At 67.1% G+C, this 26,732-nt stretch carries 20 protein-coding genes and 1 pseudogene; 9 read left to right on the top strand and 12 right to left on the bottom strand.

Translation table 11 applies throughout. From position 1 onward, the window contains the following. Nucleotides 1-17: 17 nt before the first annotated feature. Together F3I16_RS06610 and F3I16_RS06605 are read left to right on the top strand one after the other, a co-directional pair. Nucleotides 18-863, top strand: coding sequence for an FTR1 family protein (locus F3I16_RS06610; protein WP_160492942.1), 846 nt, complete (start codon nucleotides 18-20; stop codon nucleotides 861-863). Continuing rightward, nucleotides 860-2,227 (top strand): 4Fe-4S binding protein, encoded by a 1,368-nt coding sequence (locus F3I16_RS06605; protein ID WP_160492941.1) that lies wholly within the window; start codon nucleotides 860-862, stop codon nucleotides 2,225-2,227. Before F3I16_RS06610 ends, F3I16_RS06605 begins: the two co-directional genes overlap by 4 nt. A 118-nt stretch (nucleotides 2,228-2,345) precedes the next feature. On the opposite strand, the gene F3I16_RS06600 is transcribed toward F3I16_RS06605, so the two are convergent. Together F3I16_RS06600 and F3I16_RS06590 are read right to left on the bottom strand one after the other, a co-directional pair. Further along, complete coding sequence (locus tag F3I16_RS06600) at nucleotides 2,346-3,044, bottom strand: anaerobic ribonucleoside-triphosphate reductase activating protein (protein WP_160493394.1); 699 nt, start codon at nucleotides 3,042-3,044, stop codon at nucleotides 2,346-2,348. Between the two features lie 119 nt (nucleotides 3,045-3,163). Then, nucleotides 3,164-5,362: pseudogene (locus tag F3I16_RS06590) on the bottom strand (ribonucleoside triphosphate reductase). A gap of 94 nt (nucleotides 5,363-5,456) precedes the next feature. Here F3I16_RS06590 and F3I16_RS06585 point away from each other — a divergent pair. Then, entirely contained in the window at nucleotides 5,457-5,597 is a 141-nt protein-coding gene (locus F3I16_RS06585; RefSeq protein WP_160492939.1) for a hypothetical protein, read from the top strand. Nucleotides 5,598-5,865: 268 nt separating this feature from the next. Here F3I16_RS06585 and gdhA read toward each other — a convergent pair whose 3' ends face one another. The 9 genes from gdhA to F3I16_RS06540 all read right to left on the bottom strand — a co-directional run bounded on the left by gdhA (nucleotide 5,866) and on the right by F3I16_RS06540 (nucleotide 19,268). Next, the gene (gene gdhA / locus F3I16_RS06580) at nucleotides 5,866-7,203 is read right to left on the bottom strand and encodes an NADP-specific glutamate dehydrogenase (RefSeq protein WP_160492938.1); all 1,338 of its coding nucleotides are present in this window, start codon (nucleotides 7,201-7,203) and stop codon (nucleotides 5,866-5,868) included. Between the two features lie 335 nt (nucleotides 7,204-7,538). Continuing rightward, the gene (gene moaA / locus F3I16_RS06575) at nucleotides 7,539-8,531 is read right to left on the bottom strand and encodes a GTP 3',8-cyclase MoaA (RefSeq protein ID WP_160492937.1); all 993 of its coding nucleotides are present in this window, start codon (nucleotides 8,529-8,531) and stop codon (nucleotides 7,539-7,541) included. A gap of 48 nt (nucleotides 8,532-8,579) precedes the next feature. Further along, nucleotides 8,580-9,554 (bottom strand): peptidylprolyl isomerase, encoded by a 975-nt coding sequence (locus F3I16_RS06570; protein WP_160492936.1) that lies wholly within the window; start codon nucleotides 9,552-9,554, stop codon nucleotides 8,580-8,582. Between the two features lie 201 nt (nucleotides 9,555-9,755). Continuing rightward, nucleotides 9,756-10,451, bottom strand: coding sequence for a respiratory nitrate reductase subunit gamma (gene narI, locus F3I16_RS06565; RefSeq protein ID WP_160492935.1), 696 nt, complete (start codon nucleotides 10,449-10,451; stop codon nucleotides 9,756-9,758). Beyond that, the gene (gene narJ, locus F3I16_RS06560; protein ID WP_160492934.1) at nucleotides 10,444-11,199 is read right to left on the bottom strand and encodes a nitrate reductase molybdenum cofactor assembly chaperone; all 756 of its coding nucleotides are present in this window, start codon (nucleotides 11,197-11,199) and stop codon (nucleotides 10,444-10,446) included. Before narJ ends, narI begins: the two co-directional genes overlap by 8 nt. Before the next feature lie 2 nt (nucleotides 11,200-11,201). Further along, nucleotides 11,202-12,740, bottom strand: a complete 1,539-nt coding sequence (gene narH / locus F3I16_RS06555; protein WP_160492933.1) for a nitrate reductase subunit beta — start codon at nucleotides 12,738-12,740, stop codon at nucleotides 11,202-11,204. An 11-nt stretch (nucleotides 12,741-12,751) separates the two neighbouring features. Further along, nucleotides 12,752-16,504 (bottom strand): nitrate reductase subunit alpha, encoded by a 3,753-nt coding sequence (locus F3I16_RS06550; RefSeq protein ID WP_160492932.1) that lies wholly within the window; start codon nucleotides 16,502-16,504, stop codon nucleotides 12,752-12,754. Nucleotides 16,505-16,571: 67 nt separating this feature from the next. Next, nucleotides 16,572-17,963 carry a NarK family nitrate/nitrite MFS transporter gene (locus F3I16_RS06545; RefSeq protein WP_218573175.1) on the bottom strand — a complete coding sequence of 464 codons (1,392 nt, stop codon included), beginning with the start codon at nucleotides 17,961-17,963 and terminating at the stop codon, nucleotides 16,572-16,574. A 36-nt stretch (nucleotides 17,964-17,999) separates the two neighbouring features. Next, nucleotides 18,000-19,268 carry a nitrate/nitrite transporter gene (locus F3I16_RS06540; RefSeq protein WP_160492930.1) on the bottom strand — a complete coding sequence of 423 codons (1,269 nt, stop codon included), beginning with the start codon at nucleotides 19,266-19,268 and terminating at the stop codon, nucleotides 18,000-18,002. Nucleotides 19,269-19,500: 232 nt separating this feature from the next. Here F3I16_RS06540 and F3I16_RS06535 point away from each other — a divergent pair, with 232 nt between their 5' ends. Both F3I16_RS06535 and narL read left to right on the top strand, forming a co-directional pair. Next, nucleotides 19,501-21,303, top strand: coding sequence for an ATP-binding protein (locus F3I16_RS06535; protein WP_160492929.1), 1,803 nt, complete (start codon nucleotides 19,501-19,503; stop codon nucleotides 21,301-21,303). Beyond that, on the top strand, nucleotides 21,300-21,938 hold the full coding sequence (gene narL / locus F3I16_RS06530; protein ID WP_160492928.1) for a two-component system response regulator NarL: 639 nt from the start codon (nucleotides 21,300-21,302) through the stop codon (nucleotides 21,936-21,938). Before F3I16_RS06535 ends, narL begins: the two co-directional genes overlap by 4 nt. A 484-nt stretch (nucleotides 21,939-22,422) precedes the next feature. On the opposite strand, the gene can is transcribed toward narL, so the two are convergent. Next, a complete protein-coding gene (gene can, locus F3I16_RS06525; protein WP_160492927.1) occupies nucleotides 22,423-23,091 on the bottom strand; it encodes a carbonate dehydratase in 669 nt (222 codons plus the stop codon). Between the two features lie 88 nt (nucleotides 23,092-23,179). Between can and modA the strand changes: the two genes are divergently transcribed. The 4 genes from modA to F3I16_RS06505 all read left to right on the top strand — a co-directional run. Then, nucleotides 23,180-23,926, top strand: a complete 747-nt coding sequence (gene modA / locus F3I16_RS06520; RefSeq protein ID WP_160492926.1) for a molybdate ABC transporter substrate-binding protein — start codon at nucleotides 23,180-23,182, stop codon at nucleotides 23,924-23,926. Nucleotides 23,927-23,933: 7 nt separating this feature from the next. Further along, complete coding sequence (modB, locus tag F3I16_RS06515; protein ID WP_160492925.1) at nucleotides 23,934-24,608, top strand: molybdate ABC transporter permease subunit; 675 nt, start codon at nucleotides 23,934-23,936, stop codon at nucleotides 24,606-24,608. Further along, nucleotides 24,605-25,687 (top strand): molybdenum ABC transporter ATP-binding protein, encoded by a 1,083-nt coding sequence (gene modC / locus F3I16_RS06510; protein ID WP_160492924.1) that lies wholly within the window; start codon nucleotides 24,605-24,607, stop codon nucleotides 25,685-25,687. Before modB ends, modC begins: the two co-directional genes overlap by 4 nt. Before the next feature lie 144 nt (nucleotides 25,688-25,831). After that, nucleotides 25,832-26,732, top strand: a 901-nt coding sequence (locus F3I16_RS06505) for an alginate export family protein (RefSeq protein ID WP_160492923.1), incomplete at its 3' end; no start/stop codon positions are given.

Genomic DNA, 26,732 nt, shown 5'->3' with positions numbered 1-26,732 from the left:
TCCTTGAGGTACCCGCAATGGAACAAGCCCTGTTGATCGTCTGGCGCGAGAGCGTCGAGGCCCTGCTGGTGATCGGCATCCTGTATGCCTGGCTGCGCCGCCAGCCCGGCCAGCAGCGTGCCCTGCTGCACCTGTGGGCCGGGGTCGGCGCCGGCCTGCTGCTGGCCGGGCTGCTGGCCGCGCTGATGGCCCTGGCCGGCAACTGGATGAGCGGCCCGGGCGGGGAATGGTTCCAGGCCGGCCTCAGCCTGCTCGCCTGCGTGCTGATCCTGCAGATGGTGCACTGGATGGCCCGCAACGGCGGGCAACTGCGCCAGCAGCTCGAACAACAGGCCGACAGCGCCCTGCAGCACGGCCGCCTGGCCAGCCTGGCGCTGCTGGTGGCCCTGGCGGTGGCGCGCGAAGGCAGCGAAACGGTGATCTTCCTCTATGGCGTCAGCGCCTCGGCCAACCCCGCCAGCCTGGCGCTGGGCGCGGGCCTGGGCCTGCTGCTCGGCCTGCTGTGCTTCGCCCTGCTGCAGGCCGGCAGCCGCTTCATCGCCTGGCGCCAGTTCTTCCTGGTCAGCGAAGTGCTGCTGTTGCTGCTCGGCGGCGCCCTGCTGATGAGCGCGGTGGACCGCGCCAGCGGCCAGTGGATGGCCCTGGACCTGCCCGAACACATCTACGCCCTGCTCAGCGAGCCGATGTGGGACAGCTCGGCGCTGCTCGACGACGGCAGCAAGCCGGGGGCGCTGCTGGCCAGCCTGAGCGGCTACCGGGCCATGCCCTCGGCCCTCCACGTGGGCCTGCTGGGCTACTACTGGCTGCTCGCCTGGAGCCTGCTGCGGCCGCCGCGGAGGGTTCTGCAGAGCCACGCGGCATGAACGCCGCGCTCAACCGCCGGCTCACTCGCCTGGGCCACGCCATGCGCCGCCACGCCGGACTGATCCGCCGGCTGCAGTGGCTGGTGGTGCTGGTCTACGCCGCTCTGCTGGTGATCCCCGCCCTGCTGCCCCTGCCGCCCGGCTCGGCGCGCCTGCTGGACAACCTGACGCTGTTCGCCCAGTTCGTGTTCTGGGGCCTGTGGTGGCCGTTCGTGCTGCTGTCGATCATGCTGTTCGGCCGTCTGTGGTGCGGCGTGCTGTGCCCGGAAGGCTCGCTCAGCGAATGGGCCAGCCAGCACGGCCAGGGCCGCGGCACCCCGCGCTGGATGCGCTGGGCCGGCTGGCCGACCCTGGGTTTCCTGCTGACCACCCTGTACGGCCAGCTGATCAGCGTCTACGACTACGCCCAGGCGGCGCTGCTGATCCTCGGCGGCTCGACCCTGGCGGCCATGCTGGTCGGCTACCTGTACGGCCGCGGCAAGCGCGTGTGGTGCCGCTACCTGTGCCCGGTCAGCGGGGTGTTCGCCCTACTGGCCAAGCTCGCCCCCGTGCACTTTCATGTCGATGAGCAGCGCTGGCGCGACAACCCCCCGCCCCATCAGCCGCCGCCCAACTGCGCGCCGCTGCTGGATATCCGCCGCATGCGCGGCGCCTCGGCCTGCCACGCCTGCGGCCGCTGCAGCGGCCAGCGCGATGCGGTGCGCCTGATCGCCCGCTCCGGCAACGAGGAAATCGTCCGCTACGGCGGCGACGGCGACACCACCTGGGAGGTGCGCCTGCTGCTCTACGGGGTGATCGGCCTGGCCATCGGCGCCTTCCAGTGGACGGTCAGCCCCTGGTTCATCGCCCTGAAGCAGACCCTGGCCGAATGGCTGGTGCGGCGCGACATCCTCTGGCCGCTGGAGGCCGATGCGCCCTGGTGGCTGCTGACCCATTATCCCCAGCTCAATGATGCCTTCACCTGGCTCGATGGCCTGAGCATCTGCCTGTACCTGGGCGCCAGCAGCCTGCTGCTCGGTGGCGGCCTGCACCTGCTGCTCATTGGCGCCGCCAAGCTGGCCGGGCAAGGCGCCGCGTTCGCCCGCCAGATCGCGCTGTGCCTGCTGCCAACCGGCGCGGCCGGGCTGTTTCTCGGCCTCTCCGCCACCACGGTCAAGCTGCTGCGCTACGAGGGCCTGGCCCTGCTCTGGGTGCCGGCCTGCCGCGCCGCGCTACTGGCCGCCGCCCTGCTCTGGAGCCTGCACCTGGGCTGGCAGGTCTGCCGCGCCCTGACACCCGCACAACGCCTGCCGATCCTGGGCGCCCTGCTGCTGGCCAATCTGCCGATCGCCACGGCCTGGTGGCTGCAGTTCTGGGGCTGGTGAGAACCAGGCACACAGTCAGACGGCTGACTCTGCGTAGGGTGCGCCGTGCGCACCGGCAAGCTCGTGTGGGGCCCCTGATGCGCATGGCGCACCCTGGGGCAAGTCGCAGAAACGCGGCTCAGGCCTCGCGCAGCTCGAAGCGCGGGAACAGCTGCTGCAGATAGGGCCATAGCTGGGCGGCTGCGGCCGGCATCGGCGCGGCGCCGAGTTCCGGGTCGAGCATCTGTTGCGGGCGGGCCAGTTGCACCACGAAGTGCTGCACGCCGAGCGCCGCCAGGCGTTCGCCCAGGCGTTGCAGGCGCTGGCAGTCGAACAGCTGCCAGTGCACGGTGGTGCGGCATTCGTAGGCCACCCCGCTGTCCAGCAGCAGTTCCAGGCTGTGCCAGTTGGCCTGGCCGCTGCCGCTGACGCCGGTGATCAGCTCGGCCTCTTCCTCCAGCGCCTTGACGTCGAAGCCGACCCAGTCGCACAGCGCCAGCACGCGGCGGAACGAGGCCGGCTTGATCCCGGCACTGTGCAGGCCGACCTTGAAGCCCAGCTCGCGCACCTTGCGCATGGCTCCGGGCAGGGCCTTCTGCAGGGTCGCCTCGCCGCCGCTGAAGACCACCGCATCGAGCAGGCCGCGGCGCTTGCGCAGGAAGCGCAGCACCTCGTCCCAGCTGATCGGGGTGGGCACCTTGGCACGGATCAGTTCCGGGTTGTGGCAGTAGCGGCAGCGCCAGGCGCAGCCCTGGCAGAACAGCACGCAGGCCAGGTGCTCGGGGTAGTCGAGGGTGGTCATTGGCAGCAGCCCGCCGATGCGCAGCGGAGCGTCCAGCGGGCCATTACCGAAAGACTGACAAGGACTGTTCATGACCACCTCCTGAAAGTACAGATGACAAAGCCAGACCCGCGCTTATCAACGCACGGGCCTGGCCGGATGGCGACGCTGGCAGCCTACTTCGGTTCGCAGAAGTGCTGGCGCTCGCGGTGCTCGGACTGCTTGCCCGGATTGAAGGCCGCCACCGGGCGGTGATAGCCCATCACGCGGGTCCAGACTTCGCAGCGCTGGCGTTGGGCTTCTGGCAGTTGTATGGCTTGGTTCATGGTGTTGCTCCTTGCTGTGGGTGAAGGTCTTTATCCGCCGCAGGCGCCGCAGCACTGCTGCTTGTGCAGCAGGGCCTCGTCGCACTTCGGACAGAACTCGTGCTCGCCGGCTAGGTAGCCGTGCACCGGGCAGATCGAGAAGGTCGGGGTAATCGTCAGGTACGGCAGGCGGAAGCGACTGAGGGCGGTGCGCACCAGCTTCTTGCAGGCCTCGGCCGAGGACACGCGCTCGGCCATGTACAGGTGCAGCACGGTGCCGCCGGTGTACTTGCACTGCAGTTCGTCCTGCAGCTCCAGGGCCTCGAACGGGTCGCTGGTGAAGCCCACCGGCAGCTGCGAGGAGTTGGTGTAGTACGGCGCCTCCAGGCTGCCGGCCTGGAGGATGTCGGGGAAGCGCTTCTTGTCTTCCTTGGCGAAGCGGTAGGTGGTGCCCTCGGCCGGCGTGGCCTCGAGGTTGTACATGTGCCCGCTGTCCTCCTGGAACTGCACCAGTCGCCCGCGCACATGGTCGAGCAGGCGGATCGCCAGTTCGCGCCCGGCCTCGTTGTGCAGGCCGTCGCGGTCGCCGGTGAAGTTGCGCAGCATCTCGTGCAGGCCGTTCAGGCCGATGGTGGAGAAGTGGTTGCGCAGGGTGCCCAGGTAGCGCCGGGTGTACGGGTAGAGGCCGGCGTCCATGTGATGCTGGATCACCTTGCGCTTGACCTCCAGGCTCTCGTAGGCCAGCTGCAGCAACTGGTCCAGGCGCAGCAGCAGGCCGTCCCAGTCCTGGCGGTGGACATAGCCCAGGCGCGCGCAGTTGATGGTCACCACGCCCAGGGAGCCGGTCTGCTCGGCCGAGCCGAACAGGCCGTTGCCGCGCTTGAGCAGCTCGCGCACGTCCAGCTGCAGGCGGCAGCACATCGAGCGCACCTGGTTGGGCTGCATGTCCGAGTTGAGGAAGTTCTGGAAGTACGGCAGGCCGTAGCGCGCGGTCATGTCGAACAGGCGCGTGGCGTTGTCGCTGTCCCAGGGGAAGTCGTGGGTGATGTTGTAGGTCGGGATCGGGAAGGTGAACACCCGGCCCTTGGCGTCGCCGGCCATCATCACCTCGATGTAGGCGCGGTTGATCAGCTCCATCTCGGCCTGCAGCTCGCCGTAGCAGAACGGCATCTCCTGCCCGCCGATCACCGGCACCTGCTCGCGCAGGTCTTCCGGGCAGACCCAGTCGAAGGTCAGGTTGGTGAAGGGGGTCTGGGTGCCCCAGCGCGACGGCACGTTGAGGTTGTAGATGAACTCCTGCAGCGACTGGCGCACCTGCTCGAAGCTCAGCCGATCCTTGCGCACGTAGGGCGCCAGGTAGGTATCGAAGGAGCTGAAGGCCTGGGCCCCGGCCCACTCGTTCTGCAGGGTGCCGAGGAAGTTGACCATCTGCCCGAGGGCGCTGGACAGGTGCTTGGGCGGCCCGGCCTCGACCCGCCCGGGGATGCCGTTGAGGCCCTCGTGCAGCAGGGTGCGCAGCGACCAGCCGGCGCAGTAGCCGGCGAGCATGTCGAGGTCGTGGATATGCAGGTCGGCCTCGCGGTGGGCCCAGCCGATCTCGGCGCTGTACACCTCGTCCAGCCAGTAGTTGGCGGTGACCTTGCCGGACACGTTGAGGATCAGCCCGCCGAGGGAATAGCCCTGGTTGGCGTTGGCCTGCACGCGCCAGTCCTCGCGGGACAGGTACTCGTTCATCGACGCGGCCACGTCGACCAGGCTGCGCCGGTCGCGGCGCAGCCGGCCGTGGCGTTCGCGGTAGACGATGTAGGCGCGCGCCGTGGCGTAGTAACCGGCCTCCATCAGCACCAGCTCGACCTTGTCCTGCACCTGCTCGACGCCCAGGCTGTCGAACTCCAGCAGACGGGCCAGCACCGCCTCCATCAGGGCCTGGGCCTCGGCGGCGCGGAACTCGCCACTGGCCTCGCCGGCCGCGGCGATGGCACGCTGGATCTTGCTGCTGTCGAATGCCGCTTCACTGCCGTCGCGCTTGTACAGCAGGGTCGGCCGATAGGGTTGTTTACGCGGAAGCACTTACCACCTCCAAACACATCATGTAGTTATTGTTTAGCACATAAAACACAACATGCTGTGCAATCTACGACTTGGCGGCGGTAACGAATTGATCATGGTCAAGAACGCGCAAAAGCCGAACGTGATCGGCTTCGCGCCGGCGGAAAACGGCATCGCCGGCGGCGGACAGAGGGGGCGATTGCGCGGCCGACGCGCCTCCCCGCGGCGGTCATCCGGGCAAGCAGCCAATACATAAGAAGGCCATGCCCCCAATAGCGTGTGGCATGGGCCGGCGAGCGTGGCTTGCCCTGTATCGTGCGGCGCGCATGGGGTAGGTTGGCGTTGAGCGCAGCGAAGCCCAACAACCGGGGCAGGGTCGTTGGGCTTCGTCGCGCGGCTCCTCAACCCAACCTACGACTCAGCGCCGTTGCAACAGGCTATCGGGACAACGCCAATGAAAAATGCCCGCCCCTTGCGGGGCGGGCATCTGTGCTGGCGGCGCCGTGGCGCCTGCGGGCGGCGGGTTACACCACGCCTTGCGCCAGCATGGCGTCGGCGACCTTGACGAAGCCGGCGATGTTGGCGCCCTTGACGTAGTTGATCCGGCCGTTTTCCTCGCCGTAGTGCACGCAGGCGTTGTGGATGCTCTGCATGATGCTGTGCAGGCGCTGGTCCACCTCGCCGGCGCTCCAGTTCAGGCGCATGGCGTTCTGGCTCATTTCCAGGCCGCTGGTGGCCACGCCGCCGGCGTTGGAGGCCTTGCCCGGGGCGAAGCAGATGCCGGCCTCGATGAACAGGTCGACCGCCTCCAGGGTCGACGGCATGTTGGCGCCCTCGGCCACGCAGAAGCAGCCATTCTTCAGCAGGGTGCGCGCATCCTCGGCATCCAGCTCGTTCTGCGTGGCGCACGGCAGGGCGATGTCGCACGGCAGGTGCCACGGGCGCTGGCCGGGCAGGAAGTTCAGCTGGAACTGCCCGGCCATCTCGCTGAGGCGGCCACGACGGACGTTCTTCAGCTCCATCAGGTACTGCCACTGCTCTTCGCTGAGGCCGTCCGGGGTGTGCAGGGTGCCTTCGGAATCGGACAGGGACACCACCAGACCGCCCAGCTCCATGACCTTCTGCGCGGCGTACTGGGCCACGTTGCCGGAGCCGGAGATGGTCACCCGCCGGCCTTCGAAGCCGCGCTCGATGCGCTTGAGCATTTCCTGGGCGAAGTACACGCAGCCGTAGCCGGTAGCTTCCGGACGGATCAGGCTGCCGCCGTAGGTGATGCCCTTACCGGTCAGCACCGAGGTGAACTCGTTGGACAGGCGCTTGTACTGGCCGAACAGGTAGCCGATCTCGCGGCCGCCGACGCCGATGTCACCGGCCGGCACGTCGAGGTCGGCGCCGATGTGGCGGTACAGCTCGCTCATGAAGGCCTGGCAGAAACGCATCACTTCGTTGTCGCTCTTGCCCTTGGGGTCGAAGTCCGAGCCGCCCTTGCCGCCGCCCATGGGCAGCGAGGTCAGCGAGTTCTTGAACACCTGCTCGAAGGCGAGGAACTTGAGCACGCCGAGGTTGACCGAGGGGTGGAAGCGCAGGCCGCCCTTGTACGGGCCGATGGCGCTGCTCATCTGCACGCGGTAGCCGCGGTTGACCTGCACCCGCCCGGCATCGTCGACCCAGGACACGCGGAACAGGATGGCCCGCTCCGGCTCGACCATGCGCTCGACGATGCCGGCCTGCAGGTAGCGCGGGTTGGCTTCGAGGAACGGCCACAGCGAGCGCAGCACCTCTTCCACGGCCTGGTGGAACTCGGGCTGGTCGGGATCGCGCTGCTTCAGGCGGGAGAGGAAAAGGTCGACGGACTCGCTCATGTGGATACCCCTGCAATGCCCATACGGCTGGGCAGATCGACTAAAAAGTGCGCCGCACTCTATCAGCCGACACGGCACTTCAATAGTGCAATATGTCGCCTTGATGAATCTTTTTGGTGCATTTATGTAAAAAGCCTGGCGAATCCAGGGCTTTGCCAGCGTCCATGACTCACTCCGGACCCGGCCCGTTCCGCGCAGGGCAACGCATCGAATTGGTGCGCACGGCGCGCCCTACGCCTCAGGGCCGTGCACACCAGTGCGCAAGGCTCGCCCGCCAAGCGTTGCACGCAGCAAAAAAAGGCCGCACGAGGCGGCCGAAGGGAGATTTGCTCAGTTCAACCGCCGCTGGCGTTCATGAAGCGCAGGACCTGCACTTCGCCACCGACGCTGAATTCGTGACGCAACGGCTTGCGCGCCAGGCCGGCGTGGATCGCCTGCAGCAGCGGCGCGTCGCTTTCCGGGTGGCGACGCAGCAGGGCGCGCAGGTCGATGGAATTCTCGTGCCCCAGGCACAGCAGCAGGCGCCCTTCCACGGTCAGGCGCACGCGGTTGCAGGTGCTGCAGAAGTTGTGGCTGTGCGGCGAGATGAAGCCGATGCGGCTCTCGGGGAAGTCCTTGAGGCGCACGTAGCGCGCCGGCCCGCCGCTCTGCTCGGCGCTGTCGAGCAGGCTGTAGCGCTCGGCAATGCGCTCGCGCACCCAGTCGCTGGAGCAGTAGCTTTCGCCGCGCGAGCGGCCCACCTCGCCCAGCGGCATTTCCTCGATAAAGCTGATATCGAGCCCTCTGTTGACCGCATAGTCGACCAGGTCGAGCACCTCATCGGCATTGCGCCCCTGCATCACCACGGCATTGAGCTTGACCCGGGCAAAGCCGGCGGCGCTCGCCGCGTCGATGCCGGCCAGTACCTGGGCCAGCTCGCCGGTGCGGGTGATCGCCTTAAAGCGCTGTGGATCAAGGCTGTCCAGGCTGATGTTGAGGCGCTTGACCCCGGCGTCGGCCAGCGGCTGCGCCAGCTTGACCAGCTGCGAGCCGTTGCTGGTCATCACCAGCTCGCGCAGCCCCGGCAGGGCGGCGATCTGCGCGCACAGCCCGACTATGCCCTTGCGCACCAGCGGCTCGCCGCCGGTGAGGCGGATCTTCTTCACCCCGTTGCGCACGAACAGTGCCGCCAGGCGGTACAGCTCCTCCAGGCCGAGCACCTGCTGGCGCGGCAGGAAGGTCATGTCCTCGGCCATGCAGTAGACACAGCGGAAATCGCAGCGATCGGTCACCGACATGCGCAGGTAATCGATACTGCGGCCGAAGCCATCCTGCAGAATGCTATCCATCACGCGCTCCCCGGTTGCCTGGGCGACCCCTGTCGCCCGGCCCTGTGATTACTGCAGCAGCGGCGAGTCGGCGCCTTCCAGGACGATGCCCTGGATGTCCGCCTCACCGATCAGGCTCTTGATGTACTGCACCACCGCCACCTGCCAGACGCGCTGGTCCAGCTCGGCACGGATGGAGCCCTCGACCACCTCGAAGGGCAACTGCTCGCCCTCGATGCGCTGGTCGACCCACACCAGGTGGAAGCCGTAACGGCTTTCCAGCGGGCGTCCGGCCAGGCCCAGCGGCAAGCGGAACAGCTGCCGCTCGAACTCCGGCACGGTCTGCCCCTGGCTGATCTGCCCGAGCGCACCGCCCTGCAGTTTCGACGGGCAGGCCGAATGGGCCGCCGCCAGCTCAGCAAAACGAGTGCCATCGGCCTGCAGCTGCGCCAGCAACTCCTGCGCCTGCTCGCCCACCCGGCTGCGCTCCTCGGCGTCGTCCGCCGCGCAGGCCAGCAGGATATGGCGGGCCGCCAGCAACGGGGCACTGGCGAAGCGCGCCCGGTTGCTTTCGTAATACTGCCGGCAGGCGGCCGCGTCGGCGTGCGGCAGCGGCACTTCGCGCTCGATCAGCGCGCGGGTGGTCGCCTCCTCTTCGGTTTCACCCTCGACCGGGCGCACCTTGATGTTCAGCGCGTTGATGCGCTGGCGCAGCAGCTCGCGGATCACCAGCGCCTGGCTGGCGAGGAACACCGCCTCCTGGCGGGTAGCGGCCGGGTGGTACTGCAGCTCCTGGGCAATCGCCTCGGGGGCGATGCCCAGGCCGTTGACCTTGATCCGCGGCCACTCCTGCTCGCTGGTGGCGATCAGCTCGGGGGCTGACTCGCCCTCCTCTTCAGCATCGGCTTCGGGCTCGTCGGCGCTGGGCGCGCGCTCGGGCAGCACCTCGCGCACCACCGGCGCACTCAGGTCCACTTCCACCGCCGCGCCTTGCCCGCCGCCGCAGCCACCACCATTACCGTTACCACCGCATCCACAACCCATGATGATTACCTCGCATAACGCTCGTGCACCGGGTGCACGCTGCAAATTGCTGATTCATGAAAAACTGGTCACGCATGGATCGAGCGAGCTAGAGCCAGGCAAGGCGCAAGCAGGTAAGGAGGCGGAGTTGACTCTAGTCAATGAGCACTCCGCACCTGCTTGCAACGCTGCATGGCCGACGCGCAGCCGATCCAATCATGCTTAGCCCTTCTGGCGGACGATCTGGTAGCGCCGGCCCAGGTACCACACCGGGGCACTGACGATGTGCACCAGGCGGGTGAAGGGGAACAGCACGAACAGGGTCAGGCCGAGGAACACGTGCAGCTTGTACACCAGGCTGACCGAGGCGATGCTCGCGGCGGCGGCCTGCGGCTGCAGGGTCACCACCTGCTGCGCCCAGTTGGCCAGCAGCACCATCACCGAACCGTCCATGTGCCCGGCGGAAGCGACGATGGTCAGCAGGCCGAGCACCAGCTGCGCCAGCAGCACCAGCAGGATCATGATGTCGGAGGCGTTGGAGCTGGCCCGCACGCGATCGTCGAACAGCCGCCGCTTGAGCAGCATGAGCAGGCCGATCAGGCACAGGAAGCCGAAGAAGCCCCCGGAAACCATGGCCAGCAGCTGCTTGTTCTGGGTGCTGATGACGGTGTGGTAGATCGCCTCGGGAGTCAGCAGACCGACGAAGTGACCGGCCAGCACGAACAGCACGCCGACGTGGAACAGGTTGCTGGCGATGCGCATATAGCGCTGCTCGGCCGCGGTGCGGTTGAACAGCTGGCTGGAGCCGGCCTTCCAGCTGTACTGCGACAGGTCGAAGCGCGCCCAGCTGCCGATGATGCAGATGGCCAGGGCGATATAGGGATAGATCCCGAACAACAGCAGATTGACGTTAGACATTGCGCACCTCCGGGGCCACCGTCACGGCCGGCCCATCGACCTTGAAATCCACCCAGTGCAGCGGCACCGGCACTTCCTCACGCACCTTGCCCGGCAGCGTGGTCTGGCTCGGGCAGCGGTCCTGCTGCTCGGCCTGCATGAAGTCCACGGCCTCCTCCTCCCAGATCTTGTCCAGCGCCTCCAGCGAGTCGTCGCGCACTTCCGCGGCGACCTGCTCGCGCACCTCGGCCACGGCCTGCTGCGGCTGCACGCCGGCAATCTGCAGCAGGGCCTGGAAGCAGGCGGCATAGGGGCTTTCGCGCTCGTCCAGACGCGCGGCCAGCAAGGCCAGCAGATGGGCGACATCGGCCAGGCCTTCACGGGCCTCGAGGTCCTCGCGGGTGGCCAAGTACTCCAGATACAGCGGGATGTAGTCGGGCAGCTCGCGCACGCCGATGGCGAAACCGGCCTCCTCGTACTGCGCCATCAGGTCGACCATGGCCTGGCCACGGTCACGCGACTCGCCATGCACGTGTTCGAACAGCAGCAGCGACAGCGAGCGACCCTTGTCGAACAGCTCGCTGTAACGCTCCTGCGCGTCCATCAGGTCACCGCTGGCCAGCTCGTCGAGCAGCGCGATCAGCGCACTGCGCTGCTCGGGGCTGATCTCGCGGGCGCGGCCGATGGCCTCGTCCAGTTCACCCTGCGCATCGCGCAGGGCCTCGGTGGGGTAGTCGAGCAACAGGGAAATCACCTTGAGAATTTGCATGCTCAGTCCTCCCACAACTGTACGGTTTTCAGCACGTCGCGCTTGTTGGCCTTCTTCGCCCCGAACATGTTGGTGTCAGACGCACCACTGCAGCCGCTGCCGAAGCTGAAGCCGCAACCGGAACGCTCGGCGAAGGCGTCGCTCATGGCCTCCTCGCGGTGCGCGGTGGGGATCACGAAGCGGTCCTCGTAGTTGGCGATGGCCAGGTAGCGGTACATGTCCTCGACCTGGGCCACCGACAGCCCGACGTCCTGCAGCACCTTGAGGTCCTGCACGCCATCGACCTGCTCGGCACGCTTGTAGGCACGCATCGCCAGCAGACGCTTGAGGGCCAGCTTGACCGGCTTGACGTCACCGGCGGTGAGCAGGTTGGCCAGGTAGCGCAGCGGGATGCGCAGGCTGTCGACGTCCGGCAGCACGCCGTCCATGCTGACCTTGCCGGCGGTGGCGGCGTTCTGGATCGGCGACAGCGGCGGCACGTACCAGACCATCGGCAGAGTGCGGTATTCCGGGTGCAGCGGCAGGGCCAGCTTCCAGTCCACCGCCATCTTGTACACCGGCGACTTCTGCGCGGACTCGATCACCGACATCGGCACGCCATCGGCCAGGGCCTGCTTGATCACCTTGGGATCGAACGGGTCGAGGAAGATGTCCAGCTGCTTCTGGTACAGGTCCTGCTCGTTCGGCGTGCTGGCCACCTCATGGATGCGGTCGGCGTCATACAGCAGCACGCCCAGGTAGCGGATCCGGCCCACGCAGGTTTCCGAGCACACGGTGGGCATGCCGGCTTCGATGCGCGGGTAGCAGAAGATGCACTTCTCGGATTTGCCGCTCTTCCAGTTGAAGTAGATCTTCTTGTACGGGCAGCCGCTGATGCACATGCGCCAGCCGCGGCACTTCTCCTGGTCGATGAGGACGATGCCGTCCTCCTCGCGCTTGTAGATCGCCCCGCTCGGGCAGGAGGCCGCGCACGCCGGGTTGAGGCAGTGCTCGCACAGGCGCGGCAGGTACATCATGAAGGTGTTTTCGTACTCGCCGTAGATATCGGCCTGGATCTGGTCGAAGTTCTTGTCCTTGCGCCGCTTGGCGAACTCGGTACCGAGAATCTCCTCCCAGTTCGGGCCCCACTCGATCTTCTCCATGCGCTTGCCGCTGATCAGCGAGCGCGGCCGGGCGGTCGGCTGGTGGTCGCCCAGCGGCGCGGTGTGCAGGTGCTGGTAGTCGAAGTCGAACGGCTCGTAGTAGTCGTCGATGCTCGGCAGGTCCGGGTTGGAGAAGATGTTCGCCAGCACGCGGAACTTGCCTCCGATCTTCGGATTGATCGAGCCGTCCTTGTTGCGGACCCAGCCGCCCTTCCACTTGTCCTGGTTTTCCCACTCTTTCGGGTAGCCGATACCGGGCTTGGTCTCGACGTTGTTGAACCAGGCGTATTCCATGCCTTCGCGGCTGGTCCAGACGTTCTTGCAGGTGATCGAACAGGTGTGGCAACCGATGCACTTGTCCAGGTTCAACACCATGCCAATTTGTGAGCGAATCTTCATGGCATCAGTCCTCAGATATCTTGCGGCAGGGGTTGCGGCAGGTCGTCGCCGTTGGGACCGTCGAGCCAGTCGACCTTGTCCATCTTGCGTACCACGACGAACTCGTCACGGTTGCAGCCCACGGTGCCGTAGTAGTTGAAGCCGTAGGCCAGCTGCGCGTAGCCGCCGATCATATGGGTGGGTTTCAGGACCACTCTGGTCACCGAGTTGTGGTGGCCGCCGCGGGTCTTGGTGGTCTCGGCACCCGGCATGTTCACGATGCGTTCCTGGGCGTGGTACATCATCACCATGCCCTCCTTGACGCGCTGGCTGACCACCGCGCGGGCGACCAGCGCACCGTTGGCGTTGAAGCACTCGATCCAGTCGTTGTCCTCGATGCCAACCTTCTTCGCGTCGACCTCGCTCATCCACACGATCGGCCCGCCACGGCTCAGGGTGAGCATGATCAGGTTGTCGGTGTAGGTGCTGTGGATGCCCCACTTCTGGTGCGGGGTGATCCAGTTGAGGGCGATCTCCGGATTGCCGTTGGACTTCTTGCCCTTCACGTAGTCGATGGTGCGGGTGTTGATCGGCGGCCGGTAGCTCATCAGGCCTTCGCCGAAATCCACCATCCACGGGTGATCCTGGTAGAACTGCTGGCGCCCGGTGATGGTGCGCCACGGGATGTACTCGTGGACGTTGGTGTAGCCGGCGTTGTAGCTGACGTGCTCGTCTTCCAGGCCGGACCAGGTCGGGCTGGAGATGATCTTGCGCGGCTGCGCCTGGATGTCGCGGAAGCGGATCGCCTCGTGCTCCTTGGGCAGGGCCAGGTGGCTGTGGTCGCGGCCGGTGAATTCCGACAGCGCGGCCCAGGCCTTGACCGCCACGTGGCCGTTGGTTTCCGGCGCCAGCGAGAGAATCACTTCCGCCGCGTCGATGGCCGACTCGATCTTCGGCCGGCCCTGGCTGACGCCCTCCTCGCGCACCTTGTAGTTCAGCTCGCCGAGGAACTCGACTTCATCCTCGGTGTTCCAGTTGATGCCCTTGCCGCCGTTGCCCAGCTTGTCCAGCAGCGGGCCGAGGGAGGTGAACTTCTTGTAGGTGTTCGGGTAGTCGCGCTCGACCACCGTCATGTTCGGGCAGTTGAGACCCGGTTGCGGCGTTTGTCCTGCCGTCTTCCAGTCGGTGCCGCCGAACGGCTGGGCCAGTTCGCCGGGGGTGTCGTGCAGCAACGGCACGGTGACCAGGTCCTGCTCGACGCCCAGGTGCCCCTTGGCCATTTCCGAGAAGTTCTTGGCGATGCCCTTGTAGATGTCCCAGTCGGAACGGGCTTCCCAGGCCGGGTCGATGGCGGCCGACAGCGGGTGGATGAAGGGGTGCATGTCCGAGGTGTTCATGTCGTCCTTCTCGTACCAGGTCGCGGTCGGCAGGACGATGTCGGAGTACACGCAGGTCGAGGACATGCGGAAGTCGAGGGTGGTGACCAGGTCGAGCTTGCCGATGGCGCCGTCGTCCTGCCACTCGGCTTCGCTGGGCTTGACGCCGCCACGCTTGCCGAGGTCCTCGTTCATCACGCCGTTCTTGGTGCCCAGCAGGTACTTGAGCATGTACTCGTGGCCCTTGCCCGAGCTGCCCAGCAGGTTGGAGCGCCAGATGAACATGTTGCGCGGGAAGTTGACCGGGTTGTCCGGCTGCTCGCAGGCGAAACGCAGCGAGCCCTGCTTGAGCGCATTGACCACGTACTCCTTGGGCTCCATGCCGGCGGCCTTGGCGTCGCGGGTGATCTGCAACGGGTTCTTGTTCAGCTGCGGCGCACTCGGCAGCCAGCCGGCGCGTTCGGCGCGGATGTTGTAGTCCAGCGCGTGCTCGGGATACTCGGACTTGTCGGCCAGCGGCGAGAGCACCTCGTGCATGCTCATCTTCTCGTGGCGCCACTGCGAGCTGTGGTTGTAGAAGAAGCTGGTGCCGTTCATCTGGCGCGGCGGACGGTGCCAGTCCAGGCCGAAGGCCAGCGGCAGCCAGCCGCACTGCGGACGCAGCTTCTCCTGGCCGACGTAGTGGGCCCAGCCGCCACCAGTCTGCCCTACGCAGCCGCACAACATCAGCATGTTGATCAGGCCGCGGTAGTTCATGTCCATGTGGTACCAGTGGTTCATCGCCGCACCGACGATGATCATGGAACGGCCATGGGTCTTGTCGGCGTTGTCGGCGAACTCGCGGGCGATCTGGATGGCCTTCTCGCGGCTGACACCGGTGATCTGCTCCTGCCAGGCCGGGGTGCCCGGCACGCTGGCGTCGTCGTAGCTGCGCGCCACGTTGCTGCCGCCCAAGCCACGGTCGATACCCAGGTTGGCGGCCATCAGGTCGAACACGCTGGCGACCTTGGCGTTGCTGCCATCGGCCAGGGCGATCGAGCGCACCGGCACGCGGCGCAGCTGCACTTCCTCGCCTTCGACATGGGCGAAGTGCTCGTGCACCTGGCCACCGAAGTAGGGGAAGGCCACTTCGGCCACTTCGCCGCTGTCGATCTGGCTCAGCTTGAGGTCGACCTCGCGGCCTTCACGGCCTTCACGGGCCTCGATGTTCCACTTGCCCTTCTCGCCCCAGCGGTAGCCGATCGAGCCCAGCGGCGAGACCAGTTCGCCAGCGGCGTCGACGGCGATGGTCTTCCATTCCGGGTTGTTGTCCTGGCCCAGGTTGTCGGTGAGGTCGCTGGCGCGCAGGAAGCGGTCGGCCTGCAGGCGGCCGGCCTGGTCCTTGAGCAGCACCAGCACCGGCAGGTCGGTGTAGCGCTTGGCGTAGTCGGTGAAGTAGGCGCTCGGTTTCTCCAGGTGGAATTCCTTGAAGATCACGTGGGCGAAGGCCTGGGCCAGCGCCGCGTCGGTGCCCTGCTTGGGGTTCAGCCAGAGGTCGGTGAGCTTGGCGACTTCCGCGTAGTCCGGGGTGATGGCCACGGTCTTGGTGCCCTTGTAGCGCACCTCGGTGAAGAAGTGGGCGTCCGGGGTGCGGGTCTGCGGGACGTTAGAGCCCCAGGCGATGATGTAGTTGGAGTTGTACCAGTCGGCCGATTCCGGCACGTCGGTCTGCTCGCCCCACACCTGCGGCGAGGACGGCGGCAGGTCGCAATACCAGTCATAGAAGGACAGGCACACGCCGCCGATCAGCGACAGGTAACGGGAACCGGCGGCGTAGCTGACCATGGACATGGCCGGGATCGGCGAGAAGCCGACCACGCGGTCCGGGCCGTACTGCTTGACGGTGTAGACGTTGGAGGCGGCGATGATCTCGTTGGCCTCGTCCCAGCTGGAGCGGATGAAGCCGCCCATGCCGCGCTTGCTCTTGTAGCTCTGCGCCTTGACCGGGTCCTCGACGATGCTGGCCCAGGCCTCCACCGGCGACAGGGTCAGACGCGCCTCGCGCCACAGCTTGAGCAGCGGCTTGCGGATCTTCGGGTACTTCAGGCGGTTGGCGCTGTAGATGTACCAGCTGTAGCTGGCACCGCGCGGGCAGCCGCGCGGCTCGTGGTTGGGCAGGTCGTTGCGGGTGCGCGGGTAGTCGGTCTGCTGGGTTTCCCAGGTGATCAGGCCGTTCTTCACGTAGATCTTCCAGGAGCACGACCCGGTGCAGTTCACCCCGTGGGTGGAACGCACGATCTTGTCGTACTGCCAGCGCGAGCGGTAGACGTTCTCCCAGTCGCGCGACTCCTTGCGGGTTTCGCCATGACCGTCGGCGAACTCACCTTGCTTGCGATTGAAGAAGCGCAGCTGGTCGAGTAGGTGGCTCATTTTTTCTTCCTCTCAGGCTGAACGCAGGCGGCCCTGCGCTCGTCATTTCTTGGATTCGGGGTTCGGCTTAGCAGGGCGTCTCGGCACCCTTGCGCGAGTACCACCACCAGGTCAGCAGGATGCAGCTGACGTAGTAGCCGACGAACACGTACAGGGCGACTTCCGGGCCGCCGGTGAGGGCGATGGAGGAGCCGAACGACTTGGGAATGAAGAACGCGCCGAAGGCACCGATCGCCGAGCTGAAGCCCAGTACCGCGGCCGACTCCTTGCCGGCGGCCTTGATCGCCTGCTCCTTCTCGGCCGCGCCTTTGCCGGCGCTGAGGCGCTCGTGCAGGGTGCGGAAGATCACCGGGATCATGCGGAAGGTGGAGCCGTTGCCGATGCCGGTGGTGACGAACAGCAGCATGAACATGGCCAGGAAGCCGTAGAAGTTGCCGCTATCGCCCTGGGTCGGCAGGAAGGAGATCACCCCGAACACCGCGGCGATCATCAGCACGAAGTTCCACAGGGTCACCCGCGCACCACCCAGCTTGTCCGCGATCCAGCCGCCCAGCGGGCGTACCAGGGCGCCGACCAGCGGGCCGAGGAAGGCGAACTGCAGGGCGTTGACCGCGGGGAAGGAATGCTTGATCAGCAGCGGGAAGGCGGCGGCGAAGCCGATGAAGGAACCGAAGGTGGCCAGGTACAGCCAGCACATCAGCCAGTTGTGCTTGCGGGTGAAGATCACCGCCTGCTCGGCGAAGGACGCCTTGGCGCTGGCCAGGTCGTTCATGCCGAACCAGGCTGCGATGGTGACCGCGGCAATCAGCGGCACCCAGACGAAGCCGGCGTTCTGCAGCCACAGCTGGCTGCCATCGGCCAGTTCCTGGGGCTGGCCACCGACCGCGCCGAACAGGCCCAGGCCGATCACCAGCGGCACCAGGAACTGCATGGCCGACACGCCCAGGTTACCCAGGCCGGCGTTCAGGCCCAGGGCGGTGCCCTGCTGGGATTTCGGGTAGAAGAAGCTGATGTTGGACATCGACGAGGCGAAGTTGCCGCCGCCGAAGCCGCACAGCAGGGCGATGATCACGAAGATGCTGTAGGGCGTGCTCTGATCCTGCACGGCGAAGCCCATCCAGATCGCCGGCGCCAGCAGCGAGGCGGTGCTCAGTGCGGTCCAGCGCCGGCCGCCGAAGATCGGCACCATGAACGAGTAGAAGATGCGCAGGGTGGCGCCGGACAGCCCCGGCAGCGCCGCCAGCCAGAACAGCTGGTCGGTGCTGAAGGTGAAGCCGATGGCGTTCAGGCGCACGATCACCGTACTCCACACCATCCACACGGCGAAGGCGAGGAACAGCGCCGGAATGGAAATCCACAGGTTACGGGTGGCGATGGCCTTGCCGGTGCTGCCCCAGAAGTGCGGGTCCTCGGGGCGCCAATCCTGAATTACCGCCCCCTGCCGCGGAGGCTGGCCCATGGCCGGGTTCTTGGTTGCGGACATGCTCTGTCTCCTTCAAGCGTCGGAAGCGGAAGCCATGGGGCCGGAAGAGCCCTGGCCCATGACGGGGGTTTTGCGAACTTCGCTGAGGTACATCCAGATCAGGGAGACCCAGACCACGCCGTACATCAGCATGAAACAGGAGCTGCGCACGCCGGTCAGGTCGACCAGGGCGCCAAACATGATCGGCAGGACGAAGCCGCCCAGGCCGCCGGCCAGGCCGACGATGCCGGACACCGCGCCCATGCGCTCCGGGAACTCGTCGGAGATGTACTTGAACACCGAGGCCTTGCCGAAGGCGAAGGCGATGCCCATGACGAACAGCAGCACGGTGAACAGGGTGGCGCTGAGGCCGATATGGAAGGTCTGCGGGCCGTTGACCGTCTGCACGGTGAAGTCGGTCTGCGGGTAGGACAGCAGGAACAGGCAGATCCAGCTCACCCACATCACCCACCAGGTCACGCTGTGGGCGCCCCACTTGTCCGACATCCAGCCGCCGATGGCGCGCAGCACGCCGCCCGGCAGGGAGAAGGCGGCGGCCAGCAGGGCGGCGGTCTGCAGGGTGAACTCGTATTCCTGCACGTAGTACTTGGTCATCCACAGGGCCAGGGCCACGTAGCCGCCGAAAACGATCGAGTAGTACTGGCAGTAGCGCCACACGCGCGGGTCTTTCAGGGTCTTCAGCTGCTCGGCCAGCGACACGCTGCTCGGCACCCGGTGGGCCTTGTTCTCGTAGGTGAGGAACCAGAACGCCAGGGCGGTGAGGAACATGATCGCCGAGTAGACCTTGGGCACCATCTGCCAGCTGGCGGCGGCGATGATCGCCGGGGCGACGAACTTGGTCACCGCGGCGCCGGCGTTGCCGGCACCGAAGATGCCCATGGCTGTGCCCTGGGTGCTCTTGTCGAACCACTTGGCGACGTAGGCGATGCCCACCGAGAAGGAACCGCCGGCCAGGCCGACGAACAGGCCGAGGGCAAGGAACTGCCAGTACTCGGTGGCGTAGCTGATCAGGTAGATCGGCAGCACGCACACCAGCATCAGGATGAAGAACACGATGCGCCCGCCGAAACGGTCGGTGAGCATGCCCAGCGGCAGGCGGATCAGCGAACCGGTGAGCACCGGCGTGGCAGCCAGCAGGCCGAACTGGGTTTCGTTAAGCTGCAGCAGTTCCTTGATCGGCACGCCGAGTACGGCGAACATCATCCAGACCATGAAACAGATGGTGAACGCCACCGTGCTCATGCCGAGCACTAAGCCTTGCTGGAGTTTCTGACTGGCCATGACGGTCCTCCGGGAAATCTGTCATGGCTGCAGGCTAGACCGCGAAGGCTTAAAATTCTTGACACGGATCAAGGGAAAGACCGGCCATCCGGCCCTACCATCGGCCCTGCTACCACTTTAGTGGTAGGGCTTTTAAAACCAATTTAACCCTTACAAATCAACTAGTTAACACATCACAAACACTCCAGGAGCCGGCCCTACCCCCTCCTCGAACTCTTTAGAGGTAGCCGCCATGCTGGACTGGTTGAAAAGCTCGCTGCCGGCACGTGCCGGGCTCGCGGTCCTGCTGATCGCCGCCCTGGCCTTCTCCAGCGCCTTCAGCGCCGTGCTGATCGCCTGGGTCAGCGAGGACGATGCCGCCGCCATCAACACCGCCGGTTCGCTGCGCATGGCCACCTACCGCCTCAACTGGCAGCTGGAAGCCAATGCCTCGGCCGAACGGATCCAGCACCTGCGCGACGACATGCAGCGCCGCCTGGACAGCACCGCCCTCCACCACCTGCTCAGCGACCAGCCCGAATCGCCCCAGCAGCAGGCCTTCCAGGCCATCCTGCAGCAGTGGCAGGGGCAGCTGAAGCCGGCCCTCGAGCGCGGCGACGCGGCCACCTTCCAGCAGCAGTCGGAAGTCTTCGTCGGCCAGCTGGAGCACTTCGTCCTGCTCCTGCAGCGCCTCAGCGAGAAGCGCCAGGGCTGGCAGCAGAGCATCCAGGGCGCGGCCCTGCTGCTCACCGTGGTGATCCTGCTGATCGGCATGTTCGAGCTGCAGAGCAGCGTGATCAACCCGCTGCAGGAGCTGGTCGGCGCCACCGAGCGCTTTCGCGCCGGCGACCTGGATGCGCGCATCGAATACCGTTCCGACGACGAGCTGGGGCAGATGGCCGTGAGCTTCAACGCCATGGCCGATGCCATCGAGGAGTCGCACCGCACCCTGGAAACGCGGGTGACGGAGAAGACGCAGAATCTGGAACAGAGCAACTCGGCCCTGGAGCTGCTCTACCAGAGCAGCCGCAGCATCGCCAGCAGCCCGGCCAATGCCGAACAGCTCGACGAGCTGATCGACAGCTTCCAGCAGCGCCTGCCCGGCCTGCGCCTGACCCTATGCCTGCGCGGCGATGCGGCCGAGCCGGTCGAGCAGCTGATCGCCCTGCACGGCAGCGAGTCGCGGGAAATCTGCTCGCGCAACGACTGCGCCAGCTGCGAGCGGCACCAGGGCCCGAGCCGCCTGATCTTCGTCGTCAGCGCCCAGGGCGACAGCCTCGGCGAGCTGCGCGCGCACTATGTGGACGGCCATGTGCCGCGGCCCTGGGAACAGGAGCTGATCCAGGCCCTGGCCAACCTGATCGGCACCTCGTTGCTGCTGGAGCGCCAGCGCGAACAGGACAACCGCCTGCTGCTGCTCGACGAGCGCACCACCATCGCCCGCGAGCTGCACGACTCGCTGGCCCAGGCGCTGTCGTACATGAAGCTGCAGGTCAGCCGCCTGCAGACCCTGATCCGCCGCGGCGAACCCGGCGAGCAGCTGATCCAGGTCAGCGACGAGCTGCGCGAAGGCCTGAACAATGCCTACCGCCAGCTGCGCGAGCTGCTCACCACCTTCCGCCTGCAGATCCAGGAAGGCGGCATCGACCAGGCGTTCAACGACACCGCCCGCGAGTTCGCCGAGCGTGGCAACATGCGCGTGCTGTTGCACTGCGAGCCGCTGGCCTTCACCCTGACCGCCACCGAACAGATCCACCTGCTGCAGATCGTCCGCGAGGCCCTGTCCAACTGCGCCCGGCATGCCCAGGCCAGCCAGGCCTGGGTGCACCTGCGGCAGAGTGGCGAAGAGGTCGAACTGCTGATCGAGGACGATGGCTGCGGCATCGCCCCCGGCTTCGACAGCCGCCAGCACCATGGCTTGAACATCATGCAGGAACGCGCGCGCAGCCTGGGCGGCAAGCTCGCCATCGAGCCGCGGCCACCGCACGGCACCCGCGTGCACCTGCTGTTCTGCCCCGATTTCCTGCGTCAGCCCACCCACGAGATAGCGCAATGAGCCTTGCAAGTCCGCACACGCTGCTGCTGGTCGACGACCACCCGATGATGCGCCGCGGTATTCGCCAGTTGATCGAGCTGGAATCCGACCTGGTGGTGGTCGGCGAAGCCAACAACGGCGAGGAAGCCACCGTCCTGGTGGCCCAGCTGAACCCGGACCTGGTCCTGCTGGACAACAACATGCCGCAGCTCAATGGCGTGGAAACCCTCAAGCGCCTGCGCGACCAGGGCTATGCCGGCAAGATCCTGCTGTTCACCGTGTCCGACGCGGAGAACGACGTGCGCGACGCCATGCGCTTCGGCGCCGACGGCTACCTGCTCAAGGACATGGAGCCGGAGCACCTGATCACCCGCCTGCGCGAGGCGCTGCAGGGCAACCTGGTGGTCAGCCCGGCCCTGACCACCGTGCTGGCCCAGGCCCTGCGCTCGCCCCAGGGCGCCAGCTCGCTGGACCTCACCGAGCGCGAGCGCCAGGTGCTGAAGATGATCGCCGGCGGCCTGAGCAACAAGATGGTCGGCAACAAGCTGGGCATCACCGAAGGCACGGTGAAGGTGCACGTGAAGAACCTGCTGCACAAGCTGGGCCTGCGCTCGCGGGTCGAGGCCGCGGTCTGGGCCATGGAAAACCTGCACTGAGGCGAGCCGGTCCGCTGGAGACCGCAGACCCTGTTCAGGATCTTCTGGATTAGAGCCAGACAAGGCGCTACGACCATCGGGAGTAACAGTCGCAGACTGGCCCGAAGGGTGAGCACAGCTAGCGAATCAAATGGCTCTGTACCTGCTACGCCGCGCTGTTGTTTGGCTCAAACGCTCGAGGTGGCTGCTCTGGCTGTTCGTGGGAGCGAATTCATTCGCGATCAGGGCCTACGCCGAGCCGCCTGTTTATCGCGGATAAATCCGCTCCCACTCAAGCTCGATGGCCTGTGCAACACGCTATTGGGACATAGCCAATCAAATGGCCCTGCATTTCGCGGCGCGCATGCGTGGGTAGGTTGGCGTTGAGCGCAGCGAAGCCCAACAACCGGGCAGGGTCGTTGGGCTTCGTCGCGCGGCTCCTCAACCCAACCTACGACTGGGGCGCACCATGGCCTAATACCGGCGGCCATCGCCACACCGCCCCTCACTGGTCGTAGAGGAAGCTCGCGTCGAGCTGTTCGGCACTGTCGACCGTGACCTGCAGGTCCTTGACCAGGCCGTCGTGCAGGCCGTAGATCCAGCCGTGCACGGCCAGAGCCTGGCCGCGGCGCCAGGCGTTCTGCACGATGGTGGTGTGGCACACGTTGCGCACCTGGCGCTGCACGTTCAGCTCGCAGAGCAGATTGACCTGCTGTTCCGCCTCCAGGTCGGCGAAGCGTTCCAGGTTCTGGTGATAGAGCGCCTTCAGCGCGCGCAACCAGTTGTCGATCAGGCCCAGCGCCTCATGGCCCAGGGCCGCCCGCACGCCGCCGCAGCCGTAGTGGCCGCAGACGATCACCTGCTTGACCTGCAGCACATCCACCGCGTACTGCAGCACCGAGAGGAAGTTCATGTCGGTGGCCACCACCATGTTGGCCACGTTGCGGTGCACGAACAGCTCGCCCGGCATCAGGCCGACCACCTCGTTGGCCGGCACCCGGCTGTCCGAGCAGCCGATCCAGAGAAACTCCGGGCGCTGCTGGCGCGCCAGGCGGGCGAAGAACTCGGGGTCCCGGGCGCGCAGGGACTCGGCCCAGTAACGGTTGTTGGCCAATAGCTGTTTGACATCCACGCGGCATTCCTCGATTAACCCACTCGCGCACCGAGATAGCATGGGCCAGGCGCCGCCGACTTGTCCAAAATCAAGCCCGCCCGGCGCCGCGCCGTTTAGGCTGGGCTCCCCTAGCCGCCCCGACCCGACCATGCGCTCGATCATCCTGCTCTGCCTGCTCGCCCTGCTGCCCGGCCCGCTGCTGGCGGCCGCCGAACTGTCGGTGGCCGCCGCCGCCAACTTCGCCGCGCCGCTGCGCGAACTGGCCAGCCGCTTCGAGGCGCAGCAGGGCGGGCGGCTGCTGATCTCCCTCGGCGGAACCGGCCAGCTGTATGCGCAGATCCGCAACGGCGCGCCGTTCGAAGTGCTGCTGGCCGCCGACGACGCCACCCCGGCGCGCCTGGAGCGCGAAGGCCTGGCCGTGGCCGGCAGCCGCTTCACCTACGCCACCGGCCAACTGGTGCTGTGGTCGGCCCGCACGGATCTGGTCGATGCCCAGGGCCTGGTGCTGCAGGGCGACAGCTTCCGGCACCTGGCCCTAGCCAATGCCCGGCTGTCGCCCTACGGCCAGGCCAGCCACGCCCTGCTGGCCAGGCTGGACCCGCAGGGGCGCCTGCAAGCGCGCCTGGTCGAGGGGCAGAACATCGCCCAGGTGCAGCAGTTCATCGCCAGCGGCAATGCCGAGCTGGGCCTGGTCGCCTATTCCCAGGTGTTCGTCGATGGCCGCCTGCGCGCCGGTTCGGCCTGGCCGGTGCCGCAACACCTGTATCCGCCGCTGCAGCAGGACGCCGTGCTGCTGCGGGCCGGCCAGCCCAATCCGCTGGCCGGCGAGTTCCTCGCGTTTCTGCGCAGCCCCGCCAGCCAGGCGCTGATCCGCCGCTACGGCTACCGCCTGTAGGCCGCCCATGCTCGCCCCGGACGACCTCTCCGCCATCCGCCTGACCCTGCAACTGGCCGGCGTCACCACCCTGCTCCTGCTCCTGCTCGGCACCCCGCTGGCCTGGTGGCTGGCGCACAGCCGCCGGCGCCTGCGCGGCGCGGTGGCCGCCCTGGTCGCCCTGCCCCTGGTCCTGCCGCCCACGGTGATCGGTTTCTACCTGCTGGTCGCCCTCGGCCCGCAGAGCCCGCTCGGCCAGCTGACCGCCAGCCTCGGCCTCGGCACCCTGGCCTTCAGCTTCAGCGGCCTGGTGATCGGCTCGCTGATCTACTCCCTGCCCTTCGTCGTGCAGCCCCTGCAGAGCGCCTTCGTCCAGCTCGGTCGCGCCCCGCTGGAGGCCGCCGCGACCCTGCGCGCCGGGCCCTGGGACAGCTTCCTGCACGTGGTCCTGCCGCAGACCCGCAGCGCCTACCTGGCCGCCGCCGTGCTGGCCTTCGCCCATACCCTGGGCGAGTTCGGCATCGTGCTGATGATCGGCGGCAACATCCCGCAGCGCACCCGCGTGGTTTCGGTGCAGATATTCAACCACGTCGAGGCCATGGACTACGCCAGCGCCCACTGGCTGGCCGGCGGCCTGCTGCTGGTGTCGTTCTGCGCCCTGCTGGCGCTGTATGGCGGCCTGCGCCAGCGGGGTGGCAGATGAACCTGCAGGCCCGTCTGCAGCTGCGCCGCGGCGACTTCGAGCTGCGCCTGGAACTGGACACGCCGCTGGCCGGGGTCACGGTGATTTCCGGGCCGTCCGGCTGCGGCAAGACCAGCCTGCTGCGCTGCCTGGCCGGCCTGGAGCGCGCCGAGCCGGCCTACCTGGCGGTGGGCGAGCACTGCTGGCAGGACAGCCAGCGCCGGCTGTTCGTGCCGCCGCACCGGCGCCCGCTGGGCCTGGTGTTCCAGGACGGGCGCCTGTTCGAGCACCTCGACGTGCGCCGCAACCTGCTGTTCGGCTGGCAACGCAGCGCTCCGGCCAGCCGGCGCATCGCCCCCGAACAGGCGATCCACTGGCTGGGGATCGAGGCGCTGCTCGGCCGTCGCCCCGCCCAGCTGTCCGGCGGCCAGCGCCAGCGCGTGGCCATCGCCCGCGCCCTGCTGTGCAACCCCAGCCTGCTGCTGCTCGACGAGCCGCTGGCGGCCCTCGACCAGGCCAGCAAGCGGGAGATCCTGCCCTACCTGGAGCGCCTGCACGACGAGCTGCAGATCCCCATGCTCTACGTGACCCATGCCCACGACGAGATCCTGCGCCTGGCCGACCGCCTGCTCCTGCTGCGCGACGGTCGCCTGCAGGCCTGCGGCCCGCCCGCCGAGGTGCTGGCCGGCCACGACCTGCCCGGCCAGGGCGACGACGAGGTCGGCGTGTTGCTGGACGGCCGCGTCGCCGCCTTCGACCCCGACTACCAGTTGCTCAGCCTGCGCCTGGCCGGGCCCCGGGGCCTGAGCCTGCACCTGCCGGCCAGCCAGGCGGCAGCCGGCACGCCGCTGCGCTGCCGGATTCGCGCCCGCGATGTCAGCGTCTCCCACCAGCACCCCGGCACCAGCAGCGCGCTCAACCAGCTGCCGGTGCGCCTGCTGGCCATCCGCGCGGCGCCGCATCCGGCCCACGCCCTGCTGCAACTGGAGGCCGACGGCCACCCGCTGCTGGCGCTGATCACCCGCTACTCCCTGGAACAGCTGCAGCTGCAGCCGGGCCAGGCGCTGTGGGCGCAGGTCAAGGCCGTCGCCCTCAACTGAGCGCCCCCCGCCCCCGCCGCAACAGGCACGGCGCCAGGCCGCAGGCCGGATCGCGCGATGCCCGGCGGAACTTGATGAACATCAAGGTCGATTCGCCGCCGGCGCCTATCGTCAGCCCCAACTTTGACACCCGGGAGAACCCGTATGTACCCACGCGCCAACAGTTGGATCATCCTGCCGCTACTGGCCTGCGCCACCCCCGTGCTGGCCGAAGAGGCCTTCAGCAACCTGTTCACCGAGGGCAAGCCGATCTTCGACGCCCGCTACCGCGTTGAACACGTCGACCAGGACAACGCCCTCAAGCACGCCAACGCCCAGACCCTGCGCACCCGCCTCGGCTTCCAGAGCGGCAAGTGGTACGGCCTCTCCGCCCTGGTCGAGGCCGACAACGTCAGCCGCATCGGCGATGCCGCCTACAACGACACCCGCAACGGCCAGACCGAGTACTCGGCGGTGCCCGACCCGGACGGCAGCGAAATCAACCAGGCCCTGCTGCGCTACGACCACCAGTACGGCAGCGCCGTGCTCGGCCGCCAGCGCATCAACCTGGACAACCAGCGCTTCGTCGGCGGCGTGGCCTGGCGCCAGAACGAGCAGACCTACGACGGCGCCCTGGCCCAGCTCAAGCCGCTCGCCGGGCTGACCCTGACCTACGCCTACATCGATCAGGTCAACACCATCTTCGGCCCGGACAACGGCCAGCACGACAGCGCCGCCAACCCGGCCAACATCGAGGGCCACAGCCACCTGGTCAACGCCCAGTACGTGTTCATGCCCGAGCTGACCGCCACCGCCTACAGCTACCTGCTGGACCTCGACAACCTGGCCATCACCCCCACCGGCGCCCAGGGTGCGCTGTCCAGCCAGACCAACGGCCTGCGCCTCAACGGCGCGATCCAGGGCTTCAGCTACGCCCTGGAATACGCGCGCCAGAGCGACTACGACAGCAACCCGCAGGAGCTGGACAGCGACTACCTTCTGGCCGAACTCGGCTACACCCTCAAGGGCGTGGCGCTGAAGGCCGGCTACGAAGTGCTGGGCGGCG

This window comes from Pseudomonas sp. L-22-4S-12 (genome assembly GCF_009799935.1).
Lineage (GTDB): Bacteria > Pseudomonadota > Gammaproteobacteria > Pseudomonadales > Pseudomonadaceae > Aquipseudomonas.
The sequence above is the reverse complement of the archived record's forward strand: the minus strand, read 5'-3'. Positions and strand labels throughout refer to the sequence as shown.